Raw genomic sequence first — 20,574 nt, 5'->3', positions numbered from 1 at the left:
AACTGTCTACTGCACCAGCACCTGAAAAATTTTGTAACTCAGTAAAGTTCAAATCTCTCATTTTTTTCTCCAGTATATAGTTTATGGATGAAATGCGTCATAGAGACCTGAACCTAACCCTTAACCAAATGTCCACGCTGTTTCCAATGCGGATCCGTAAGCGCCAATACCGACTATGATGGCCCAGGGAGCTATTCCACCGCTGACATCCTGGATATCTGATTTTGTTAACTCTTTCATCAAGTAATTCCTTTTGATTGATAAACTGTCATTCATTTCTTGTGACGAACTAATCTTAGTCACTTATCAAAATAGGTAAACTGCACTTTGGTCCAGAATACGGCCTTACGCTTGCTTTAAACTGCTAAGGGTTCTGTCCACTCCCCCTTTAACACAATACAGAATTAAAACTTTCCAGTTTTGCTCGGCAAGGCTGGAGGCAGATTGCAGAGCTTGTGGCTCTATTGTGCAGGATAACGAACGTAACAGACTTGCTGTTTAAAACGATTTATAACTGTTGCCAGAGCGATAAACTGGAAAATGGCGATGGCACTGCCCTACTTCTCTTAAACTAGATAATCTATTTATTTAAGCCGAAAAAACTTATCTCAGATCAACTAATTTTTATTTTATCATCAGTTCTTAAGTGTTTTTGTGGCATTTATATTCGACGCGCACTACACTAGAAAATAGTTGAGGTGTGCAGTACAACCTATTTCAAACAATGGAGTGGTACATGCACATGCGCGAGTCTTGTTCCGATGATTTTTGTATTGGTATTGACACTTATGACAATACCATGATTGATGCTATCAGTTTGTTTTGTAAAGTTTTTGGCTACCTGATCCGTGATGTTTGGTTTCCCAGTGAGTCAGAAAAAATTGCCACTTATTTAAGTAATGGTGCATCTCTTCAATGTCACCGAATTGATTCAGTCACTGTCAAACTTGAGCTTCGCCCCAACTCAATAAAGCTGGCAAAATTTTTCATAATGCGCTTTAAAAAAGGAAGCTGGTTTCTGATGGAACAGGGTGCGATTGTACATTAGCCGTCAGCGTTCTGATGTCTGGCTTTTATAGTTTTACGCTGACCAGCACAGCGTTTTGAGCAGTACTTAACTTCACCCCAGGTTTTTTCCCATTTTTTGCGCCATGTGAAGGGTCGATGACATACCGGGCATACCTTTTTCGGTAATTCAGACTTCTTCATTATTGCTTAACTTTCTCAAAAAATTTGCCGCGTCTTCTCGCATTACCTGAATTTTTTCTTCCCCCATTCGCTCGTAACTTTTATACACCAATCCCATTCGGGGGTTTCCTTTAAGTTTAGCTTTGTGCGCATCCAGAAAACGCCAGTATAGATAGTTAAACGGGCAGGCCTTTTCACCGGTTTTTTTAGTCACGCTATAGCCACAGTTTTTGCAATAATCTGACATCTTATTGATGTAGCTACCGCTGGCCACATATGGCTTACTGGCGAGGTTACCGCCATCGGCATAAAGGATCATGGCTGATACATTTGGTAGCTCTACCCACTCGTATGCATCAGCATACACCAGCAAATACCATCGCTGAACCTGCTCAGGAGACAACTCTGTGAGCAGCGAAAAGTTGCCTATGACCATTAAGCGCTGGATATGATGGGCATAGGCATTTTGTTTGGTTTGGGTAATGCACTGGCGCATGCAGTTCATGTTGGTGTAACCGTCCCAGAAAAAGGATGGTAAATCGCGTGTGGCGTTAAAATAGTTGTCTTTGTCCAGGCCGGGCATATAGTGCCAGTAAAAACCTCTGACAAATTCCCGCCAGCCAAGAATTTGGCGGATAAAACCCTCCACAGAATTCAGAGGCGCGGCGCCGGCCTGGTAAGCAGCTTCTGCCTGCTCAATGGCTTCCTGCGGTAGCAGCAATCCGCAATTTAAATAAAACGAGATATGAGAGTGAAACAACCAGGGGGCATCATTGCGCATCGCGTCCTGAAACTGACCAAACTCGGGTAACCGCTGTTCGATAAATTCGTTGAGTACCGTAAGTGCCTGTTCACGGGTAACTGCAAACTGAAATGGTGTTAAATCGCCAAAATGGTCGGGGAATGTAGTTTCTACTAATTTCAAAACGTCTTTGGTTATCTCATCGGGCGAAAATGTTGTGGGCGCAGGCACGGACTTCGATTTAGGCAAGGACTCACGGTTCTTGTCATCATAATTCCATTTGCCACCAATGGGACCACCGCTATCCATCAAAATACCGGTCTTTTTGCGCATTTCACGATAGAAAAATTCCATGCGAAGCGACTTGCGATCCTTGGCCCATCGGGAAAAATCGTCCGTAGTAGCATAAAAACGCGGGTCGTCCATGATTTTCACCGGGGCGTCCAGCATATTTTCCCACTGATACATGCTATTCAAAAGACGATACTCACCGGGTGATGTGACCATTACCTTCTTGCACCCGGTATCGTCCAAGGCAAGCTTGACTTCCTGTAACAGACTCCCCTGATTATCGTCTGCATCATAGCGGCGATACCGGACCGTAATCCCCTGATCCTCCAGCGCGTGAGCAAAATGCCGCATTGCTGAAAACAAAAAAGCAATTTTCTTTTTATGATGCTTTACATAGGTAGCTTCTTCTTTCACCTCTGCCATTAACACCACATCCTGGCTTTTATCTGTATCCTGGATAATGGGTAAAGAGTCGGTGAGCTGGTCCGCCAGAATAAGTCGTAATGCCCCTGCCATCATTAACTTCCTTTTATTTCGTCGAAGGCATCGAGGGCCCGCTGGCGACTCGCTTTTAAATCCACAAGTGGTTCGGGATACTCGTCACCCAGTGTTACGCCAGCTTTTTGCAATACATCATCTGGTGCATCCCAGGGCTTGTGGATGTACTTTTTGGGCAGGTTTTTAAGCTCAGGACAGTACTGACTGACGTATTCACCCTCTTTATCGAACTTTTCCCCCTGCAGAACCGGATTAAATATCCTAAAATAAGGGGCTGCGTCAGCGCCCGAACCCGCTACCCATTGCCAGCCTGCGGTATTGCTGGCTAAATCAGCATCCACCAGGCAGTCCCAGAACCACTGTTCACCGTGATGCCAGTGCATCAAGAGATTTTTAACCAAAAACGAGCCCACTATCATTCTGACGCGATTATGCATCCAGCCGCGCTGCCAGAGCTGGCGCATGCCGGCATCTACAATGGGAATGCCGGTTTTACCCTGTTGCCAGGCTTTCAGTTCATTCTTGCTGTATCGCCAGGAAAAATTATCAAACTTCTTATTAAAGTTTTTATCAACAATATTGGGAAAATGATAAAGCAAATAGTAGCTGAACTCACGCCAGCCAAGCTCGCTTAAATAAGTATCAATGTCTTTATTTTCGCTATCACCGAATTTATCTTTAACCGCGTACCAGACCTGATTGGGGGATATTTCTCCCCAGTGCAAATGTGGCGACAGGCCTGATGTGCCATCTATGGCTGGCAGGTCCCTTTGTTCGTGGTATTGAGTCGCATCGTCATTGAGAAATGTACTTAACCGATCTGCGGCGCCCTCTTCACCTGGTTGCCAATGTTTCTGAATGTCGTCATACCAATGAATATCCGGCATGAGATTCAGAGCGTCAATGCCCTCGCCTTTATTCGGCACGTCGCTATAAGTGATTCGATCAGGTGGCGCATGAGGATAGCGAGGCTCTGCAGCATTAAGACAACCTTTTTTATAGTATGGTGTAAAGACTTTATAAGGTGTACCGCTTTTGGTTTCAATATTCATCGGTTCCCACAAAAGGCTGCCATTGAAACTTTTAGCTTTGAGCTCTTTATCCTCCAGAGTTTTCTTGATGGCTTTATCCCGGCGAATAGCCCAGGGCTCATAAGTGCGATTCCAGAAAATTGTATTTACCTTAAAAGCTTCCATCAGTTCCGGAATCAACGTTTTGGCATCGCCTTTGAAAACCTGTAAGTGACCATTTAATCGCTCGTTGAGCCGGGTTAAAGACTGGTGAAGCCACCACTGCCCCGCGCCACCGGGCAATCTGCCATCCGGAGCCCCTGTATCATAGATATATATCGGGATAATTTTGCCTAAATCACAGGCTGCATTCAGTGCCGGATTATCCTTGACCCGCAGGTCTTTTTTGAACCACATTAGACTTACTGGTACTGTCACGGTATCCCCTATTCTGATGGTCTTTGTTTACCAGATATACGTATTCAGCCATCAATTGATCTCAGTTAAGCGCACAACAATGGTGAAAGAACAACGTACAGGATTATACTGGTTCACACGGGATTTGCGTCTTGACGATATGCCCGCTTTAATTAAATTAAATTCAGTTGTTGATTCGTTAATTCTCGTTTATGTTTTTGATGAACAACTTTTTAAGACTGCAGAGTTTGGCTGGTCGCGGATGGGACCACACCGCAAACAATTTATCGAGCAGGGTCTCGGGGACCTAAGGGCCCAGCTTGATGATCTCGGTCAACACCTGTTGGTTCTAAATGGCGATACGATTAACGAGATTGCGCGGCTTTGTGAGCAATATGCAGTTAGTGATATCGGTGCTACAACCCTGGACGGTGTTTATGAGCAGCGAACACTGAGTAAAATTAAGCAAAAGTGCCCGTTATTGCGCTGGCACATGCAAACGCAGGAAACGCTGTTCGGGATAAACGCATTGCCCATGGCGCTTGAGAGCGTGGATAACACCTTTACTCCGTGGCGCAAGAAAATTGAGGACGTTGTCAGTCCGATAGCACCTGAGGCAGTTGTGAAAAGTCTTAAGCCCCCAGTGTTCGAATCAAACTGTCAGCAAAATAGTGAGCCCACCGCATTTTTAACAAAAGACTGGCACGGTGGTGAGCGGTTCGGCCTTGCTCAACTGGACTATTATTTCGAAGGTAGTCAGCATCTTTCTCAATACAAAGTCACCCGTAATGGCATGCTGGGATGGGATTTTTCCAGTAAATTTTCTGCCTGGCTAGCCAGTGGCATGCTTTCGCCCCGCCGAGTGGCTTCCCGCATCGTGAAATATGAAGAAAACGTAGAAAAAAACGAATCAACATATTGGTTGTATTTTGAATTACTGTGGCGTGAGTTTTTTCACCTTCAACTGAAAAAGCACGGCCATCTTTTCTTCGCTGCGGGCGGATTCAAGCAGCACAACCCGAACCTTCATTATGACAAAACAGAGGTGAGAAAATGGTGCGAAGGAAACACCGGCTGTGACATTGTTGATGCTGGCATGCGGCAGTTAAATACCACCGGGTTTTTATCTAACCGAGCCAGGCAACTGTGCGCCAGCTATCTCATTCATGAGCTGAATCAGCACTGGCGTTATGGCGCTGCCTATTTTGAGTATATGCTTATTGATTATGATGTGGCCAGCAATTGGGGAAACTGGTTGTATCTTGCCGGAGGTGGCAGTGATCCCAGAGGGCAAAGAAAATTTGATATTGCTGCGCAGACTGAACGGTACGACCCTCACCGCGAATTCATCGATTACTGGCTTCGATGACCAAAACATCCGTTAACATCGTTTGGTTAAAGCGTGATTTGCGCCTACGCGACCATGCTGCCCTGGTTACTGCTGCCAGTAGCGGTAAACGTGTTTTGCTTCTTTATATTATAGAACCGATACTACTTGATGATCCTCATTACAGCCCTCGCCACTGGCAGTTTATCATGGATAGTTTAGGGGATATCAATTCGCAATTGCGTCCATATAACAGTCAGGTATACGTTGCTTATGGTGAGGCTGTGGCGGTATTTGAGGATCTCCGACACATTTTTGCCATACAGGCCATTCATTCTCACATGGAAATTGGTCTTAACAACACGTTTAAGCGTGATGTTGCGCTACATAAATGGTGCTCAGTACACCAGATCTCCTGGTCAGAGCACAGACAAAATGCTGTGGTTCGGGGCCTGACTAATCGCAAGAACTGGCGTAAAAACTGGCAAGATTTTTACAATGAGCCAAGTCAGGATATTCATTTATCTTCGGTGAACTGGCATCAGGGTAGCTTTGCTTGCTATATGACTCACCCATTGCCTTGCAGCGCTAAGCAATTACAACCTGGCGGAGAACGCCGTGCGTGGTTTGTACTGAAGCATTTTTTTGGCAAGCGCTGTGCAGACTATCATCGGTATATTTCGTTTCCTGAAGCAGCCCGGCGCAGCTGTAGCAGACTCAGCCCTTACCTGGCGTTTGGCAATATTACTGTGCGCCAGGTGTATCAGTATGCCCGTCAATGTGCCCGCGGTGAAAAGCGCCACTCCTTATCCATGAAAGCATTTGGCGACCGGATTGCCTGGCACGATCACTTTATTCAGAAATTTGAAAGTGAAAGCAGGATGGAGTTTCGCAGTGTGAATAAAGCGTACGAAGAATTCAACTATGAGGATGGGCCGGTTGCTCAATATCTGTTTGAAAAGTGGTGCCGTGGTCGGACGGGTTTTCCATTGGTGGATGCCTGTATGCGCGCCGTTATAGCCACGGGATATTTGAATTTCAGAATGCGTGCGATGGTGGTCAGCTTTGCCTGCCATTGGCTGAATCTTCACTGGCGTCGCCCTGCTGAGTTTCTGGCTCGCCAGTTTTTAGATTTTGAGCCGGGCATTCATTATCCTCAAATACAAATGCAGGCTGGCGTTACCGGTACCAACACCCTGCGGCTGTATAACCCGGTAAAGCAGTCCCGTGAACTGGATGAAGACGGCATTTTTATTAAAAAATGGGTACCTGAACTGCAACCGGTTCCGGTTCAATATATTCATGAACCCTGGAAATTACCACCGCTGGTGGCTGAGCTCGAGGGTATCAATATTGTCGCTCCTTACAATGCGCCGATAATCAATATTGATGAGCATGGCGCAAATATAAGGGAACGATTGTGGGCGTTCCGACAGCGCCAGGATGTAATCACCGAAGCAGCACGAATTCTTGCCAGACATACACTACCAGACCGCAAGCCTTAATCATCGTTTATGGTCCTTCAACCACTCATTAAGCAGTTTGATCTGGCCGCACTTATGAGCCGCGTACATGATGCGTATTGCGTTCGACAACATTTCATTATCGCTCCATCCGGTTTTATCACGCATTTCGTCATAACACGTCGTTGCCTCGGGAGAAACATACCCGCGGACCATTTTTCTGCCTGCTTCACGCTGCTTATCACGAAAACGACGTTGCTTGTCTGCGTTCGCCTGTGAATTGATTTTTTTCGTATTTGCCATTTCAACACGTTAAACACTAACCACGTCTGTGTCTATACTACACAGAAAATTACTCCCGCCTAGTCGAAGTTTGGCGGTCAGTGCTTTATTTTAAACGACAATTGTTGTTTATTATCTGTTCGGTTACCTTGTAAAAACTAAAAACTTCAAGAAAATGACTGTTCAGAGTTGTTTAGCGTACAAGTGTTCGCTAAATTATGGCGCTTAATCCATTACAAGAAGAGAGTTTATGTCTCAACAACAAGATAGCTTTAGTCGGGAAGATCTTTTGGCCTGCAGTCGTGGCGAAATGTTCGGTGCCGGAAACAGCCAGCTGCCAGCCCCCAATATGCTTATGATGGATCGTATCGTCTCCATCAAAGATACAGGCGGAGACTATGGTAAAGGCGAGATTGTTGCTGAACTGGATATACACCCTGACTTGTGGTTTTTTGACTGTCACTTCCCCGGTGACCCTGTTATGCCAGGATGTCTGGGCCTGGACGCAATGTGGCAGTTGGTAGGCTTTTTCCTGGGATGGAGCGGTGGTCCTGGCAAGGGTCGCGCGCTGGGTGTCGGTGAAGTTAAATTTACCGGGCAGATTCTGCCTACGGCCAAGAAAGTGACTTATAAAATAACTATGAAGCGGGTGGTAAAACGGCGTTTGTTTATGGGCCTGGCTGATGGAACGGTAGAGGTCGATGGGCGTGAGATATACGCTGCGAAAGATTTGAAGGTTGGCCTATTTCAGGATACATCGAATTTTTAGTAAAAATAAAAAAGCCCCGGTAAGGGGCTTACCTAAACGTCAAAGAGATTTAACGTACCGTTAGACCGACACTACGGTCTTCTGCGGCTTCTCGCCATCCTCCTAGCCAATGTGAACGTGTATCAAACGATTGAAATGGACAGTTTTCTTTAGAGCGACCGCTGATACCAGCCTGATACCCTTTCGCATGGGCGCGAGTCAGTTTGTCTCTTTTTTGTCGTTTCATTGATTAGCCTCTTTTGTCAGATTATGTACACAATCAATGCAGTCACCTTAAGCTTAGATTGTCGACGAGTGCTGTTTTTTTTCGTGTACAATAATGTGATAGTCATTGTAGCGCGAAGGTTCAAGTAAAATTCACAAAAAATTCTCTTGACATAAACTAACTTGTGGAACTGTGGGAGTTTTTTATTTTGAATATTTTTGCTCTGAACACATTGCCTATGACAAAAGGCAAAAAAAAGCCCTGCAAAAAGTAAAAATTGCAGGGCTTAAATTACCAATACAGATTATCGACGAGTGAGTCGTCTGAAGCCGGCAAAGCCGAATAGTGCCAGTAATGCGCTAAACGAAAATGAAGCGCCACTGCGTTCATATTTTTCATCTTCCACATTACCAATGTCGTCTTCATCGCAGGTTTCAATTTCACCATTCGGATTAGGTGTTAATTTTACAGCAACAATGCGATCCTCAAATGCCGGTTCACCATCTTCGAGAATATCTTCGCCATCAACAAACTGTGAAGGCCGGCGAATCAGTGCATTAGCAATAATTTCATTGTTGTCGTTTATATCCAGGGCATCAACCAGCAAGTATTCGCTATCACAGCTGGTAAGATTGTTTAAATCCACAATAGCGTCATCGCCGATTTTGTACATAAAGGCGTGAGTTTTCGGCGTGACTCCTGAAGCCACAGCTTCAAACTGAGAGGCACCAACAACAATATTATTGTTGTTGATTGCGGCTGGTTCAGTTTGAGCATTTTCAAAAAAGCCCTGCGGATATAGAGTTTCTTCGGTATCCAGGTTATGGGCGAATAAGAAATTGCGGGCGACACTGTTCGGTTCGCGGGTGACATAACCGGTAATCCAGTTTGTGTCATTAATGGAAATCGCGCGGCTTTGCAGATTCTCTTCTCGGTTGAGTAACTCGGTGGTTTCGCCATTGCTAAACACGGCAGCAACCTCGCCGCGTTCACGGGTACGGTTTGCACCAAGGCGAGAAAGAATTGTATTTTCATCAGTAGCAGAAATACCTACCGCGATTCCGTTGTTATTTATGTCATACGCGCGGCCATAGTTATATGAGTCAAGCTGTTCGCCTTCAGGCTCATACACTAGCGGGTAACTGGTAATATCAACAATGTCCCCTGAGGCATTAAGGCTCCATATCACAGGACGAATTTGAGAAGCAACTTTCAACGGATAGACAAGACTGACGGAGTTACCGTTTGAGCGGCGCTGGTAGACGATATTTTTCAGGCACAACTCAATGGGTGTATCACCGCGTAATTCATCATCGCTACATTCTTCGATGTCTTCGCGAATAGCATCTGTGAAATCAGTCGTACCGAATCCGGCCACCTGAAAGCTTTCATTGACAGCAAAAGCGGTGGCGTAACCATTTAACAAATCATCCGGTGAAGGCAGTCGTACTGTTTGCCCGTTTACCTGCGCATAAGCCTGCTCCAGACCTTCGCTGATTAGCGCATAAGCAGTTTCGCCATCTTCATCAGTGTACTCTACCCGTTCAAATGGTAGTTCTGATGAGCCGACAATAAAGTCACGACTGATACTGTCCCTGGCAATGGATTCAGCGCTCTGGGTAAATCCCTCACCAGAGTCAATCAAACGATCCAGACCCGGCACCAGTTCAGCATCTACGGTATCAGTGACATACGAACGAAAAGATGCCAGCGACGGGTACACAATACTCGCCTGATTCTGATTATTTAACAAAAAATTGACTATAATCTGGTAGTCTACCGATGTGAATACACCATTTTGCGCATCTTCGGGGTTTTCAAGCGTGGTAACCACATTAAAAAAACCGCTCTCCTCAAGTAACGCAAGATCGATACGCGGATTAAACTCTTGTGAAACCGCGGTTAACATAGCTCCGGTATTGTCGATAGACTTACCAAAATTGCTCTTCGCGATATCGGTAACGGGTAAAGGGGTGACATCGTACGTAGCAGCCAGTGCAGACACACTGCCTGTTGCCATAAGCATGGCGGCGGCAAGCTGTTTTAATTTCATGTACTATCCTATTTACTGCTGAGTCTCTTCCAGCATGCTTTCTAATTCATCCCAGCGCGTATAAAGTTGTGACAACGCTGTTTCTGTATTGTCCAGTTCGCTTAACGTTCCGGCTGTGCTCTCGCTATCCTGTTTGAAAAACGCTGGGGAGTTGACCAGTTCTTGTAAGCTACTGACTTTATTCTCCAAGTCTTCTATTTGTTGGGGAAGCTGCTCCAGTTCCCGTTGATCTTTATATGATAACTTTTTCGGCTTGCTGACAGAAGTGTTTGCCTTAGAGCTTTCTTTATCCGATTTAGTTTCATCTGACTTTGGTTTTGCTGAGTTCTTTTTTTGCTGGCTACGTTGTACATCCTGAGCCTTGTACCATTGCTCAACGTCGGTGAAGCCGCCAACAAACTCCTTCAATTTACCCTGCCCCTCGAAAACCACACAACTGTTCGCAACGTTATCCACAAATTCTCGATCGTGACTAACCAGTAACACAGTGCCCTGATAGGAAGAAAGTAATGTTTCCAGCATCTCAAGGGTTTCAACATCAAGATCGTTGGTCGGTTCATCCAGCACCAGTAAGTTGCTGGGTCGCAGCATTAACTTAGCCAGCATCAGACGGTTTTTCTCGCCACCTGATAACGATTTGACCGGTGCATTGACGCGATCGGGCGTAAACAAATAATCCTGTAGATAACTGATAACATGGCGCGGATGCCCGTTAACCATAAGATCTCGTTTGCCATCACTTACGGCATCAATAACAGACTGCTCCAAATCCAAGCCAAAACGATGTTGATCAAAATAAGCAACTTCCAGATTCGTGCCCTGTCGAACTGAGCCCGATTGTGGGGTAAGCTGGTCCAGTAACAACTTAATCAGGGTTGTCTTTCCACTTCCATTGGGTCCGATAAGTGCGAGTTTGTCACCGCGTAGAACATTAATGCTGAAGTTATCGACAATAGGACGCCCTTCAATTTGATAAGACAAGTCATTAACTTCAAAAACCATTTTTCCTGAACGCACGCCCTGATGCTGACTGGCAACAACATTACCCTGCAGCTCACGGCGAGCCTTACGCTCATCCCGCAACTTTTTAAGCGCTCTGACACGACCTTCATTGCGGGTACGGCGGGCTTTGATCCCTTGCCGGATCCAGGTTTCTTCCTGTGCTAGCTTTTTATCAAACTCAGCATTCTGAGATGATTCAACCTCAAGATCTTCCTGTTTTTTCTGTAAGTAACTGTCATAGTCACCCGGATAGCTGGCCAGCGTCCCGCGGTCCAGATCGACAATTCGTGTAGCCATATTGCGGATAAACGCCCTATCGTGGCTGACGAACACAATCGCGCCCTGAAAATTGACCAGGCTTTGTTCCAGCCATCGGATCATCTCAATATCCAGATGGTTGGTGGGTTCGTCCAGCAACAATAGATCAGGGGCGCGAACCAGTGCTCTTGCCAATGCCGCTTTACGCCGCCAGCCGCCTGAAAGTGTGGTCAGCGAAACGTCAGGATCCAACTTGAGCATGGTCAGAGTCTGAGAAATTTGCTGTTCAATTTGCCACGCATCCCGGGATTCTATCTCTGACTGTAGTGTTTCCAGCCGAGCGAGATTTTTTTCGCTGGGATCATCTGTAATAACCCGCGCCAGATGATAGTAATCTTTTAATACTTTACCTACATCAGCCAGACCTTCGGCCACATAATCGTAAAGTGTGACATCGGTAGTTTGAGGAGGATCCTGTTCAAGCCGGGCGACTATAGTCTGGTTGTCGATAATACGTTGCCCATCATCCGCTATTACGTCGCCGGAAATTACCTTCATCAGGGTAGATTTACCACTCCCATTGCGCCCCACCAGGCACACCCTTTCACCGGGCTGCACGATCAGGTCGACACCGTTTAACAGCGGTGGATTACCGTAAATAACGGTAATGTTTTTTAATTGCAAAATACTCATTCAATAAACCTTTTCAACATTTGCTGATCGAAGGGCCAGCCTAACTCCTGTTGAGTATCACTGCGCATAATAACCGGAATACGCGCGCCATAGCGATGATACAGGTCGCTGTCTGTGCGCACGTTCACCGTTTCAACAGAGGGGGTAGGACGCAGCGTGCGCAACATCGCCAGGGCTTTATCACATATTGAGCAGGCCGGACCGGTGTACAGAGTGATCAACATTTTTTCAAAATCCAGCATTTGTGAATATTTGCATGACGAGCAAAATCACCGGGAATGGTTTGCGCAGTGATGTCTTCAACCCCCAGCCCCAGTGCGCTCATTGCGGAGCTATCAAGTTTGAAGCCCCGCTTGTTGTTTGAAAAAATAATTGTACCGTTTGCCTTGAGACATTTACATGCATCTGTCAGCAAGGCGACATGGTCACGCTGCACATCCCAGGTAGACTGCATTCGTTTGGAGTTTGAAAATGAGGGCGGGTCAACAAAAATAAGGTCATACTGACCACGGTGACTGGCGAGCCACTGAGTGCAGTCGGCCTGTTCAAATACATAGGGACCACTAAGATTATTTAGCCGGAAGTTTTCTCTGGCCCAGTCCAAATAGGTTTTAGACATATCTACTGTACATACCGAGCGTGCACCGCCTAACGCCGCAAAAATAGACACACTGCCTGTGTAAGCGAATAAATTCAGTACATCTTTATCCTTTGACATCTGATGAACACGTTTACGGGTATCACGGTGGTCAAGAAAAAGACCCGTATCAAGATAATCAGTCAGATTCACCAATAGCTTCGCGTCGTTTTCGTAAACAACTTTTTTGACACCTTTTTGATCAAACTTATCGTACTGAGCAGTCCCCTTCTGACGCTCTCTTACTTTCAGCGATATTTTTGATGCAGGTACTCCAGTGACTGCTGGCAAGTGAAGTAATACTTCCTGCAAGCGCCGACGAGCCTTGTTTTCATCGATATCTTTTGGAGGAGCGTATTCCTGTACAACCAGCCAGTCGTCATAGCGATCGATAGCGACATTATAGTCAGGTAAGTCTGCATCATAAATACGATAGCAATTGGTATCTTGTTGCTTCACCCAGCTTTTCAACTTCTTCAGGTTTTTGCGCACTCGGTTGGCAAATTCATGGTCCTGGGCATCACCGGAAAACTGCTCACAATTAGCAGCGTCCATAATATAGTTAACCAGCCGGCATTCAAGCTTGCCATTATTCATGGCGTAGTCTTTACTTGCCCGCAGTTTTAATACGCGCAATAAATCACGGTTACTTGAAAGCAGTGTTATGTGCCATCCTTTCCAGGCAGTTTTAAGATGCTTACCCCACTGTGAGAACAGAGGCAACAGCTCCGTGAGCTCGCCCAGCCGTTCTCCATATGGCGGGTTTGATACAAGGTACCCTTTATCCTTGTGCGGTGGTGCGGCTTTTGTCGCGTCCTGACTGGCAAACTGAATATCTTGATATACCCCTGCCTCATCCGCGTTTTTACGGGCGATGTTTATCAGATTTTTACTGATATCAGAGGCAAATATTGTGGTTGAGGATGGTTTTTGCGCCTCGATTGCCGAAGTGACCAGCCTGTCCCAGGTTACATTGTCATGGCCTAGCCAGCCGTTAAAGCCCCAATAAGAGCGCTTAATCCCCGGCGCAATATTACGCGCTATATAGGCGGCTTCAATGGCCAGGGTGCCAGAGCCACACATCATATCTGCCAGGGGTTTTGCGGTATCCTGAGCCCAGCCCGAGCGCATTAACATCGCACAGGCAATATGCTCTTTTAATGGCGCATCGCCGGTTTGCTGGCGGTAGGCTCGTTGGTGAAGACTATTCCCGCTCAAATCGATACCCAGCGTCACCTGTTCGCGCTGACATCTGGCGTAGATGGGTAAGTCAGGTTGTTTGCGCTCAACAGACGGACGCTGGGAACATTCCTGCAAAAACTGATCAACAATGGCGTCCTTTATTTTGACGGCACCAAACTGGGTGTTGTTGATGGCTCGATTGGTACCGACAAATTGTACGCTCAGCGTATCGTTGGAACGTAAATGCTGCGGCCAGTCAACATTGTCTGCCAATCCGTACAAATCTTCTGCTGAATCACACTTACCTGAGCTTAAAACCCAAATTACGCGGTTAGCAAGCCTGGACCATAAGCACAGGGTATAGGCATTTTCCAGAGAACCAGTAAAGCTAAGCGCGCCGGGCGACATTTTTACTTCCGCCTGTGGACATAGCGTTTCGATTTCCTGCCTGAGCAGCTCGTCCAGTCCGCGACTGGTGGTAACTAAGATGGTATTCATATTGGTGCCTTGCCAGACTATGCCGGCGTCAGGAAAAATTAAATAGCGCGAGCAATGGATTTTATCAGTTCAGGACCCTGATAAATAAACGCGGAGTATACCTGAACCAGAGATGCACCGGCGTTGAATCGGTCCTGGGCAGCTTTCGGGCTATCTATGCCGCCTACCCCAATAATAGGAATTGCTCTGTCGAGGGCCTGATTAAGTCGTTGGGTCACGTAAGTCGCCTGTTCTGTGAGAACTGCACCACTAAGGCCGCCGGCCTCTTCACTGTGAGCTAAACCCTTAACCGACTCGCGGCTCAATGTCGTGTTAGTCGCTATAACGCCATCCATCTTTGCATGCAATAATGAGGCGGCAATACTGTCAATCTGTGCATCATTTAAGTCAGGGGCGATTTTAATAAATAACGGGACGTAACGACCATGGGTTTTGGTTAACTTTTCCTGACCGGATTTAAGGCCAACTAACAGCGCGTCCAGCGCATCACCGTACTGCAATTCCCGTAAACCTGGGGTGTTGGGAGATGAAATATTCACCGTAATATAGCTGGCATAAGGATAAACTTTATTCAGGCAAATCAGATAATCATCCAGTGCCTTGTCCTCTGGCGTATCTTTGTTTTTGCCAATATTAATACCGATTACGCCATCAAACTTTGCTTTTTTGACATTCTCAACCAGATAATCCACGCCTTTATTATTGAAACCCATGCGATTGATGATCGCCTGTTTTTCTTCGATGCGGAATAACCGGGGTTTTGGATTACCCGGCTGTGGTTTAGGCGTTACCGTACCAATTTCAATAAATCCGAATCCCATGGCTGCAAACGCATCGATGCAATCACCATTTTTGTCCAGACCGGCAGCTAGCCCAACGGGATTGGGAAAGTCAACACCCGCAACAGTCAACGGCTTGTTTACTTGCGACTGGCTATACAGCCACTTAAACGGTGTGTGCTGTGTACGTTTCAACCACTTAAGGGCTAAGTCGTGACTTTTTTCCGGTTCAATTTTGAGTAACAGGTTCTGGGCTATGGTTGGCATATCTCAACAAGCTATAAAAAAGCCCTGTCAGACAGGGCTTTGTTTAGACGAATGGCTCTATTCTAATGGCTAGCCTTCACGCTTAAAAGCATCAATTCACGTAAAGCGACGGAAAACTTAGCAAAGTCATGCGCTGAGCTGGTCTTGAACTCAGACATCATATGATACCAACGCTTAAGTAACGCCTGATTATTGTCCATCCAGTTGCTCAGTATTTCGTCGGCATCAGAGGCATCAGGACGACTTTGCAACAGATTTGCAGTGATAGAACGCTGCTGCCAATCCAGTTCTTCACGGTATGATGCCCGGGCGAGTGCCTGCCAATGGTTACTGACAGCCTGATTATTAATCTGATCGAGGAACCAGTGAAGTTCAAGCTGATTGCCCAACTGAAAATACAATTTCGCGATGACAGATGTTTTATGCTCAGAAGACTCATCTATCTGCGCAATATCCAGACTTGAGAACAAGTTCGAGAAACTGGAAACCTGAAAGGCAATATCTTTTGGTACATCTTGCTCAATAAGCGAGTCTGTATTTTTATTCAGCGTGGCGAATTCTGCTTCTACAAGATACTGTTCAAGATTTTCACGCAAGTTTTCGCAGGTCCCACGATACGCATCGATGGCTTCCTGAATACCTAACGATTGATTACCATGACGAATATACCAGCGCGCTGTCCGGCGCATAATACGTCGCGCTTCCTCAAGCATTTTAAGCTGCAACTTAGCATCAATCTTCGTATCAAGCTCTTCAATACGGCGCCACAACGGACCAATATTGAAAATTCCTTTAACGATACTGTAAGCGTTAGCTATCTCGTCCACTGTTGCGCCGGTTTCCTCTTGCATACGAAAAACAAAATTGAGACCCATATCGTTGATCATATTGTTGGTAAGCTTGGTGGCGATAATTTCACCACGCAGTGGATGCTGTTGCATCTGCTCTTCAAACTTATCGCGCAATACATTAGGGAATGCTTCTATTAAGAGCTGACCGTGGTAAGGATTTTCAGTAATAGCCGGGATGTTGAGCTCATCCTTCAAAACCATTTTTCCATACGCGATCAATACGCTTAATTCCGGCCGGGTCAAGCCTTTATCTTCTGCAACACGGTCAGAGATTTCATCGTCGGAAGGTATGAACTCAAGTTCCCTGTTAAGACGCCCTTCACGTTCCAGTCCGTGGATGAAACGTAGCTGCTCTTTCAACGCAGAAACCCCGGCTAGCTCGGTAATAGAAATAGACTGGGTCTGACGGTAACAATCCTCTATCACAAGTTTGGCCACATCGTCGGTCATTTCAAACAGCAAGTTATTGCGCTGCTTAATCGTCAGATCGCCATTGCTTACAAGGTTGTTCAGCAGAATTTTGATATTTACTTCATTATCTGAGCAATCCACGCCACCCACATTGTCAATGAAATCGGTATTGACCCGACCACCCTGAGCAGCATATTCGATCCTGCCAAGCTGAGTCAGACCCAGGTTACCGCCCTCTCCAATTATTTTGGCTTTAACATCACGGCCATTGACACGTAGGTCGTCGTTGGCGCGATCGCCAACTTCTGCATGGGATTCCTTTTTACTTTTCACATAGGTACCGATGCCACCGTTCCAAATAAGATCCACTGACATCTTAAGAATATTGTGAATAAGTTCGTTCGGCGTCATGGTGGTCTGGCGAGTATCCAGCCACTTTTTCATCTCTGACGTGAGCTTGATAGATTTATCTTTGCGACTGAAAACGCCGCCACCCTTTGAAATAAGCTTTTTATCGTAATCGTCCCAGCTTAGGCTTGGATTTTCGAATAAACGTTGACGCTCGGCGTAGCTTTTTGCCACATCGGGATCAGGGTCAAAAAAGATATGCATATGGTTAAATGCTGCGATCAAACGGATATGTTCAGACAGAAGCATACCGTTACCAAATACATCCCCTGCCATATCACCGATACCCACACAACTAAACTCGGTAGTCTGGCAATTAACGCCTATCTCACGGAAGTGACGTTTAACCGATTCCCAGGCGCCACGTGCAGTAATAGCCATTTTTTTGTGGTCATAACCGATACTGCCGCCTGAAGCAAAGGCATCCCCCATCCAGAAATTATATTCATCAGATATACCATTAGCGATATCCGAAAATGTTGCAGTGCCTTTATCAGCGGCAACAACCAAATAAGGGTCATCATCGTCAAGACGTACAACATCTTCTGGGGGAACCACTTCCCCGTTTACAATGTTATCGGTAATATCGAGCAGGCTTCTTATAAACGTCCGATAACAGGCTTTACCTTCAGCCTGAATTTCTTCACGACTGGCGCCAGCAGGAATATCTTTACAGACAAAACCGCCTTTTGCACCTACCGGCACGATTACCGTGTTCTTAACCTGCTGTGCTTTTACCAGACCCAGAATTTCGGTACGGAAGTCTTCCTGCCGATCAGACCAGCGCAGGCCCCCTCTGGCAACTTTGCCGCCGCGCAAATGCACGCCCTCGACCTTCGGTGAGTAGACAAATATTTCAAATTTTGGCAAAGGTAGTGGCATTTCCGGGATTTTCTCCGGCGCCATTTTAAATGAAACATACGGCTTCTCTTTACCTTCACTATCATTTTGGTAGAAGTTTGTCCGCAAAGTAGCCTGCATCAAATCCAGATAACGGCGAATTATCCGGTCGTCGTCCAGGTTGCTAACATTGTCAAGCTGGGCCTTAATTTCATTAAGCACGGTTTCTTCGCGTTTTTTAGTCCGTGTTTTATGTGGGTGATAGCGAAGTTCGAAATATGTCACCAGTAATTTGGCAATTTTTGGATAGTTTGACAACGTATTGGCGATATAATCGCGGCTAAAGGAACTCCCAGTCTGACGCATATATTTTGCGTAAGCCCGCAATATTGTAACTTTACGACCGGTCAGCCCGGCGCCAAGTACGAGCCGATTGAAAGCATCATCTTCTAAACGCTTTTTCCAAACTTTGGCAAAAGCATTCTGGAAAAGGCTTTGCGCTTTTTCCATATCCAGTTTATCGCCTGCTTTATGCAACATAGTGAAGTCCATCACATAATTTAGCTCCCCTTCTGAGCAAGTGATTTTAAACGGACTTTCATCAATAACGCGCAAGCCAAAGTTTTCCAGCATTGGTAACACATCAGACAGATGTATTGGCTCTGCTCTATGAAACAGCTTGAGTTTTACAACATCGCTGTCTTTGCCCTCTTCCTGAGGCCGATAAAACAGCATATCCAGCTGGTGTTCATCGTTAAGCGATTCCAGCTTGCCGATATCAACTAATGCCACACTGGGTAAATTCTGTTCCATGTAGCTTCGGCTGAACGCATTATTATATTTACGTTCCAGTGCTTTTCCGCTGGCTTCACCATGAGCCTGACTGATGGCTGAGGCCAGTCGGTCATTCCAGGTTTTTGTCAGCTCAATAATATTCTGTTCAATTTCCTTCACATCATATTCCGCGTTGTTATTGTCTACCCTGGCAATGTAGTGCGTTCTGGCATAAACCGATTCTGAGAAAAATGTAGTAAACTCGACTTCTTCAGTGGCTCCCAGCGACTCTTTCAATAGTGCCTGGGTTTCTTTACGCAATTGGGTGTTGTAACGCTCTCTGGGCACAAACACCATACAGGAGAAAAACCGGCCAAACACATCTTTGCGAATAAACAGTCGCGTAATACCGCGCTCCTGCATTTGAAAGATACCCATTACAATTTGCTTGAGCTCTTCGGCGGGGGTCTGCAGTAATTCATCTCGCGGATAGGTTTCTACGATATTGACAAATGCTTTATAAGCATGCGTACCGGGCTCAAAACCGCTTAAGTCACAAATCTCCTGAATTTTTTCGCGCAATATAGGCAACTGCGTAACGCTGGCATTGTAGAAGGAGGCGGAGTACAGACCCAGAAAACGATGTTCCCCGATTACATGGCCTTTGTCGTTATAGGCTTTTACGCCGACATAATCCATGTACGCTGGGCGGTGGACCCGGGAACGGGTATTGGTTTTGGTCAGCATCAGCGGGTTGTCGCTTAATGCCTCTTCTCGGGCAGAGGCCGGAAGTTTGGATAACAGCCGTTCACGGTCGCTGATCGAGTTTTTCATCAGACCAAGGCTACTGTCGTTATCTGGTATCCAGCGATGATCGCCTTCGATAGCTTTTACACTGTAGAAACGGTAACCCATCATGGTGAAATTATGGTCGCCCAGCCAGTCCAAAAATTGTTTGATTTTCTTTTGTCCGGTTTCGTCAACCGGCCAGTTTAACTTGCTAGTATCGTCTTTAACGGCTTTAAGTTGATTGGCCATTTCCTGCCAGTCATTAACTGCCAGAGAAACCTCATCTACTACAGAATGCAATTCTTTGGTAAGCGCCTCAACATCTTTACGTGAGGTCTGCCGATCTATTTCAATGAAAAGGACGGTTTCCTTACGGGTGTCTTTACCGTTCTTACCCGGCTCTTTAAATTCAGTGATTTTATCATTTTTGTCACGTTTGAGGCCTATCGGACTATGTAGCAGAAGATGCGCAGTTATTCCCAAACGGTTTAAAGACATGCGCACAGAATCAACTAAAAATGGCATGTCTTTTACGACGATTTCTACGATGGTATGGCTTGAATGCCAGCCATGTTTGGAGATTTCGGGATTAAAAACTTTGATGTAGGGTTTGGTCTCATCAAAGTCGTAGAGCGTGTTCCAGAGACTGAGAGTGGCGCCATACAGGTCGCTGTCGTTACGGTGTTCCAAATCTTCGTTAGAGATGTTTTTATAAAGAAGCTCACCGAACTGTTTCACCAGCGCTTGTTGGTTTGTATCCACCTTTTTATCAATTAGCGAAAAAACGTTATCAAGAAGTACAGAGTGTCGCTTGGTGGTGACTGTCATGTATAAACCTTAAGTTTGTCGTAAGTGCGGAAAAACCTTAACCATTTTCGCTAAAACAGGAACGTATTAAAAGGCCTGTTTTAACGTTAAATTAACAGCATAGATAAGTATG

16 protein-coding genes are annotated in these 20,574 nt (G+C 45.9%); 4 read left to right on the top strand and 12 right to left on the bottom strand.

Features of this window, described 5'->3' with window-relative positions:
• Positions 1 to 120: 120 nt before the first annotated feature.
• Entirely contained in the window at positions 121 to 240 is a 120-nt protein-coding gene (locus F458_RS20355) for a class IIb bacteriocin, lactobin A/cerein 7B family (RefSeq protein WP_018981770.1), read from the bottom strand.
• A gap of 496 nt (positions 241 to 736) precedes the next feature.
• On the opposite strand from F458_RS20355, the gene F458_RS0102345 reads away from it, so the two are divergent.
• Complete coding sequence (locus F458_RS0102345) at positions 737 to 1,048, top strand: hypothetical protein (RefSeq protein ID WP_018981769.1); 312 nt, start codon at positions 737 to 739, stop codon at positions 1,046 to 1,048.
• Here the strand turns inward: F458_RS0102345 and F458_RS20350 are convergent.
• The 3 genes from F458_RS20350 to F458_RS0102330 are packed head-to-tail and all read right to left on the bottom strand — an operon-like array spanning position 1,045 to position 4,167.
• On the bottom strand, positions 1,045 to 1,209 hold the full coding sequence (locus F458_RS20350) for a DUF2256 domain-containing protein (RefSeq protein WP_018981768.1): 165 nt from the start codon (positions 1,207 to 1,209) through the stop codon (positions 1,045 to 1,047). The two genes, F458_RS0102345 and F458_RS20350, sit on opposite strands and share 4 nt — an antisense overlap.
• The gene (locus tag F458_RS0102335; protein WP_018981767.1) at positions 1,196 to 2,740 is read right to left on the bottom strand and encodes a cryptochrome/photolyase family protein; all 1,545 of its coding nucleotides are present in this window, start codon (positions 2,738 to 2,740) and stop codon (positions 1,196 to 1,198) included. Before F458_RS0102335 ends, F458_RS20350 begins: the two co-directional genes overlap by 14 nt.
• A complete protein-coding gene (locus tag F458_RS0102330) occupies positions 2,740 to 4,167 on the bottom strand; it encodes a cryptochrome/photolyase family protein (RefSeq protein WP_026294433.1) in 1,428 nt (475 codons plus the stop codon). Before F458_RS0102330 ends, F458_RS0102335 begins: the two co-directional genes overlap by 1 nt.
• Positions 4,168 to 4,246: 79 nt before the next feature.
• On the opposite strand from F458_RS0102330, the gene F458_RS0102325 reads away from it, so the two are divergent.
• Together F458_RS0102325 and F458_RS0102320 are read left to right on the top strand one after the other, a co-directional pair.
• Positions 4,247 to 5,515, top strand: coding sequence for a DASH family cryptochrome (locus F458_RS0102325; RefSeq protein ID WP_018981765.1), 1,269 nt, complete (start codon positions 4,247 to 4,249; stop codon positions 5,513 to 5,515).
• Entirely contained in the window at positions 5,512 to 6,978 is a 1,467-nt protein-coding gene (locus F458_RS0102320) for a cryptochrome/deoxyribodipyrimidine photo-lyase family protein (protein ID WP_018981764.1), read from the top strand. Before F458_RS0102325 ends, F458_RS0102320 begins: the two co-directional genes overlap by 4 nt.
• Here F458_RS0102320 and F458_RS0102315 read toward each other — a convergent pair whose 3' ends face one another.
• The gene (locus F458_RS0102315) at positions 6,979 to 7,239 is read right to left on the bottom strand and encodes a hypothetical protein (RefSeq protein WP_018981763.1); all 261 of its coding nucleotides are present in this window, start codon (positions 7,237 to 7,239) and stop codon (positions 6,979 to 6,981) included.
• A 229-nt stretch (positions 7,240 to 7,468) separates the two neighbouring features.
• Between F458_RS0102315 and fabA the strand changes: the two genes are divergently transcribed.
• On the top strand, positions 7,469 to 7,987 hold the full coding sequence (gene fabA / locus F458_RS0102310; protein ID WP_018981762.1) for a 3-hydroxyacyl-[acyl-carrier-protein] dehydratase FabA: 519 nt from the start codon (positions 7,469 to 7,471) through the stop codon (positions 7,985 to 7,987).
• A 49-nt stretch (positions 7,988 to 8,036) separates the two neighbouring features.
• On the opposite strand, the gene rmf is transcribed toward fabA, so the two are convergent.
• The 7 genes from rmf to F458_RS0102275 all read right to left on the bottom strand — a co-directional run bounded on the left by rmf (position 8,037) and on the right by F458_RS0102275 (position 20,462).
• The gene (gene rmf / locus F458_RS20345; protein ID WP_083928560.1) at positions 8,037 to 8,213 is read right to left on the bottom strand and encodes a ribosome modulation factor; all 177 of its coding nucleotides are present in this window, start codon (positions 8,211 to 8,213) and stop codon (positions 8,037 to 8,039) included.
• A 283-nt stretch (positions 8,214 to 8,496) separates the two neighbouring features.
• Positions 8,497 to 10,245: a DUF3466 family protein gene (locus tag F458_RS0102300; protein WP_018981761.1), complete on the bottom strand. Its 1,749-nt coding sequence runs from the start codon at positions 10,243 to 10,245 to the stop codon at positions 8,497 to 8,499.
• A 12-nt stretch (positions 10,246 to 10,257) separates the two neighbouring features.
• Positions 10,258 to 12,198, bottom strand: a complete 1,941-nt coding sequence (uup, locus tag F458_RS0102295; RefSeq protein WP_018981760.1) for an ATP-binding cassette ATPase Uup — start codon at positions 12,196 to 12,198, stop codon at positions 10,258 to 10,260.
• Positions 12,195 to 12,422 carry a glutaredoxin family protein gene (locus F458_RS0102290; protein WP_026294431.1) on the bottom strand — a complete coding sequence of 76 codons (228 nt, stop codon included), beginning with the start codon at positions 12,420 to 12,422 and terminating at the stop codon, positions 12,195 to 12,197. Before F458_RS0102290 ends, uup begins: the two co-directional genes overlap by 4 nt.
• On the bottom strand, positions 12,416 to 14,515 hold the full coding sequence (gene rlmKL / locus F458_RS0102285) for a bifunctional 23S rRNA (guanine(2069)-N(7))-methyltransferase RlmK/23S rRNA (guanine(2445)-N(2))-methyltransferase RlmL (RefSeq protein WP_018981758.1): 2,100 nt from the start codon (positions 14,513 to 14,515) through the stop codon (positions 12,416 to 12,418). Before rlmKL ends, F458_RS0102290 begins: the two co-directional genes overlap by 7 nt.
• Before the next feature lie 38 nt (positions 14,516 to 14,553).
• Positions 14,554 to 15,561 (bottom strand): quinone-dependent dihydroorotate dehydrogenase, encoded by a 1,008-nt coding sequence (gene pyrD / locus F458_RS0102280; RefSeq protein ID WP_018981757.1) that lies wholly within the window; start codon positions 15,559 to 15,561, stop codon positions 14,554 to 14,556.
• A 62-nt stretch (positions 15,562 to 15,623) separates the two neighbouring features.
• Complete coding sequence (locus F458_RS0102275) at positions 15,624 to 20,462, bottom strand: NAD-glutamate dehydrogenase (protein WP_018981756.1); 4,839 nt, start codon at positions 20,460 to 20,462, stop codon at positions 15,624 to 15,626.
• Positions 20,463 to 20,574: the final 112 nt, after the last annotated feature.

It is taken from the genome of Salinimonas chungwhensis DSM 16280, from assembly GCF_000378185.1.
GTDB lineage: Bacteria > Pseudomonadota > Gammaproteobacteria > Enterobacterales > Alteromonadaceae > Alteromonas > Alteromonas chungwhensis.
The sequence above is the reverse complement of the archived record's forward strand: the minus strand, read 5'-3'. Positions and strand labels throughout refer to the sequence as shown.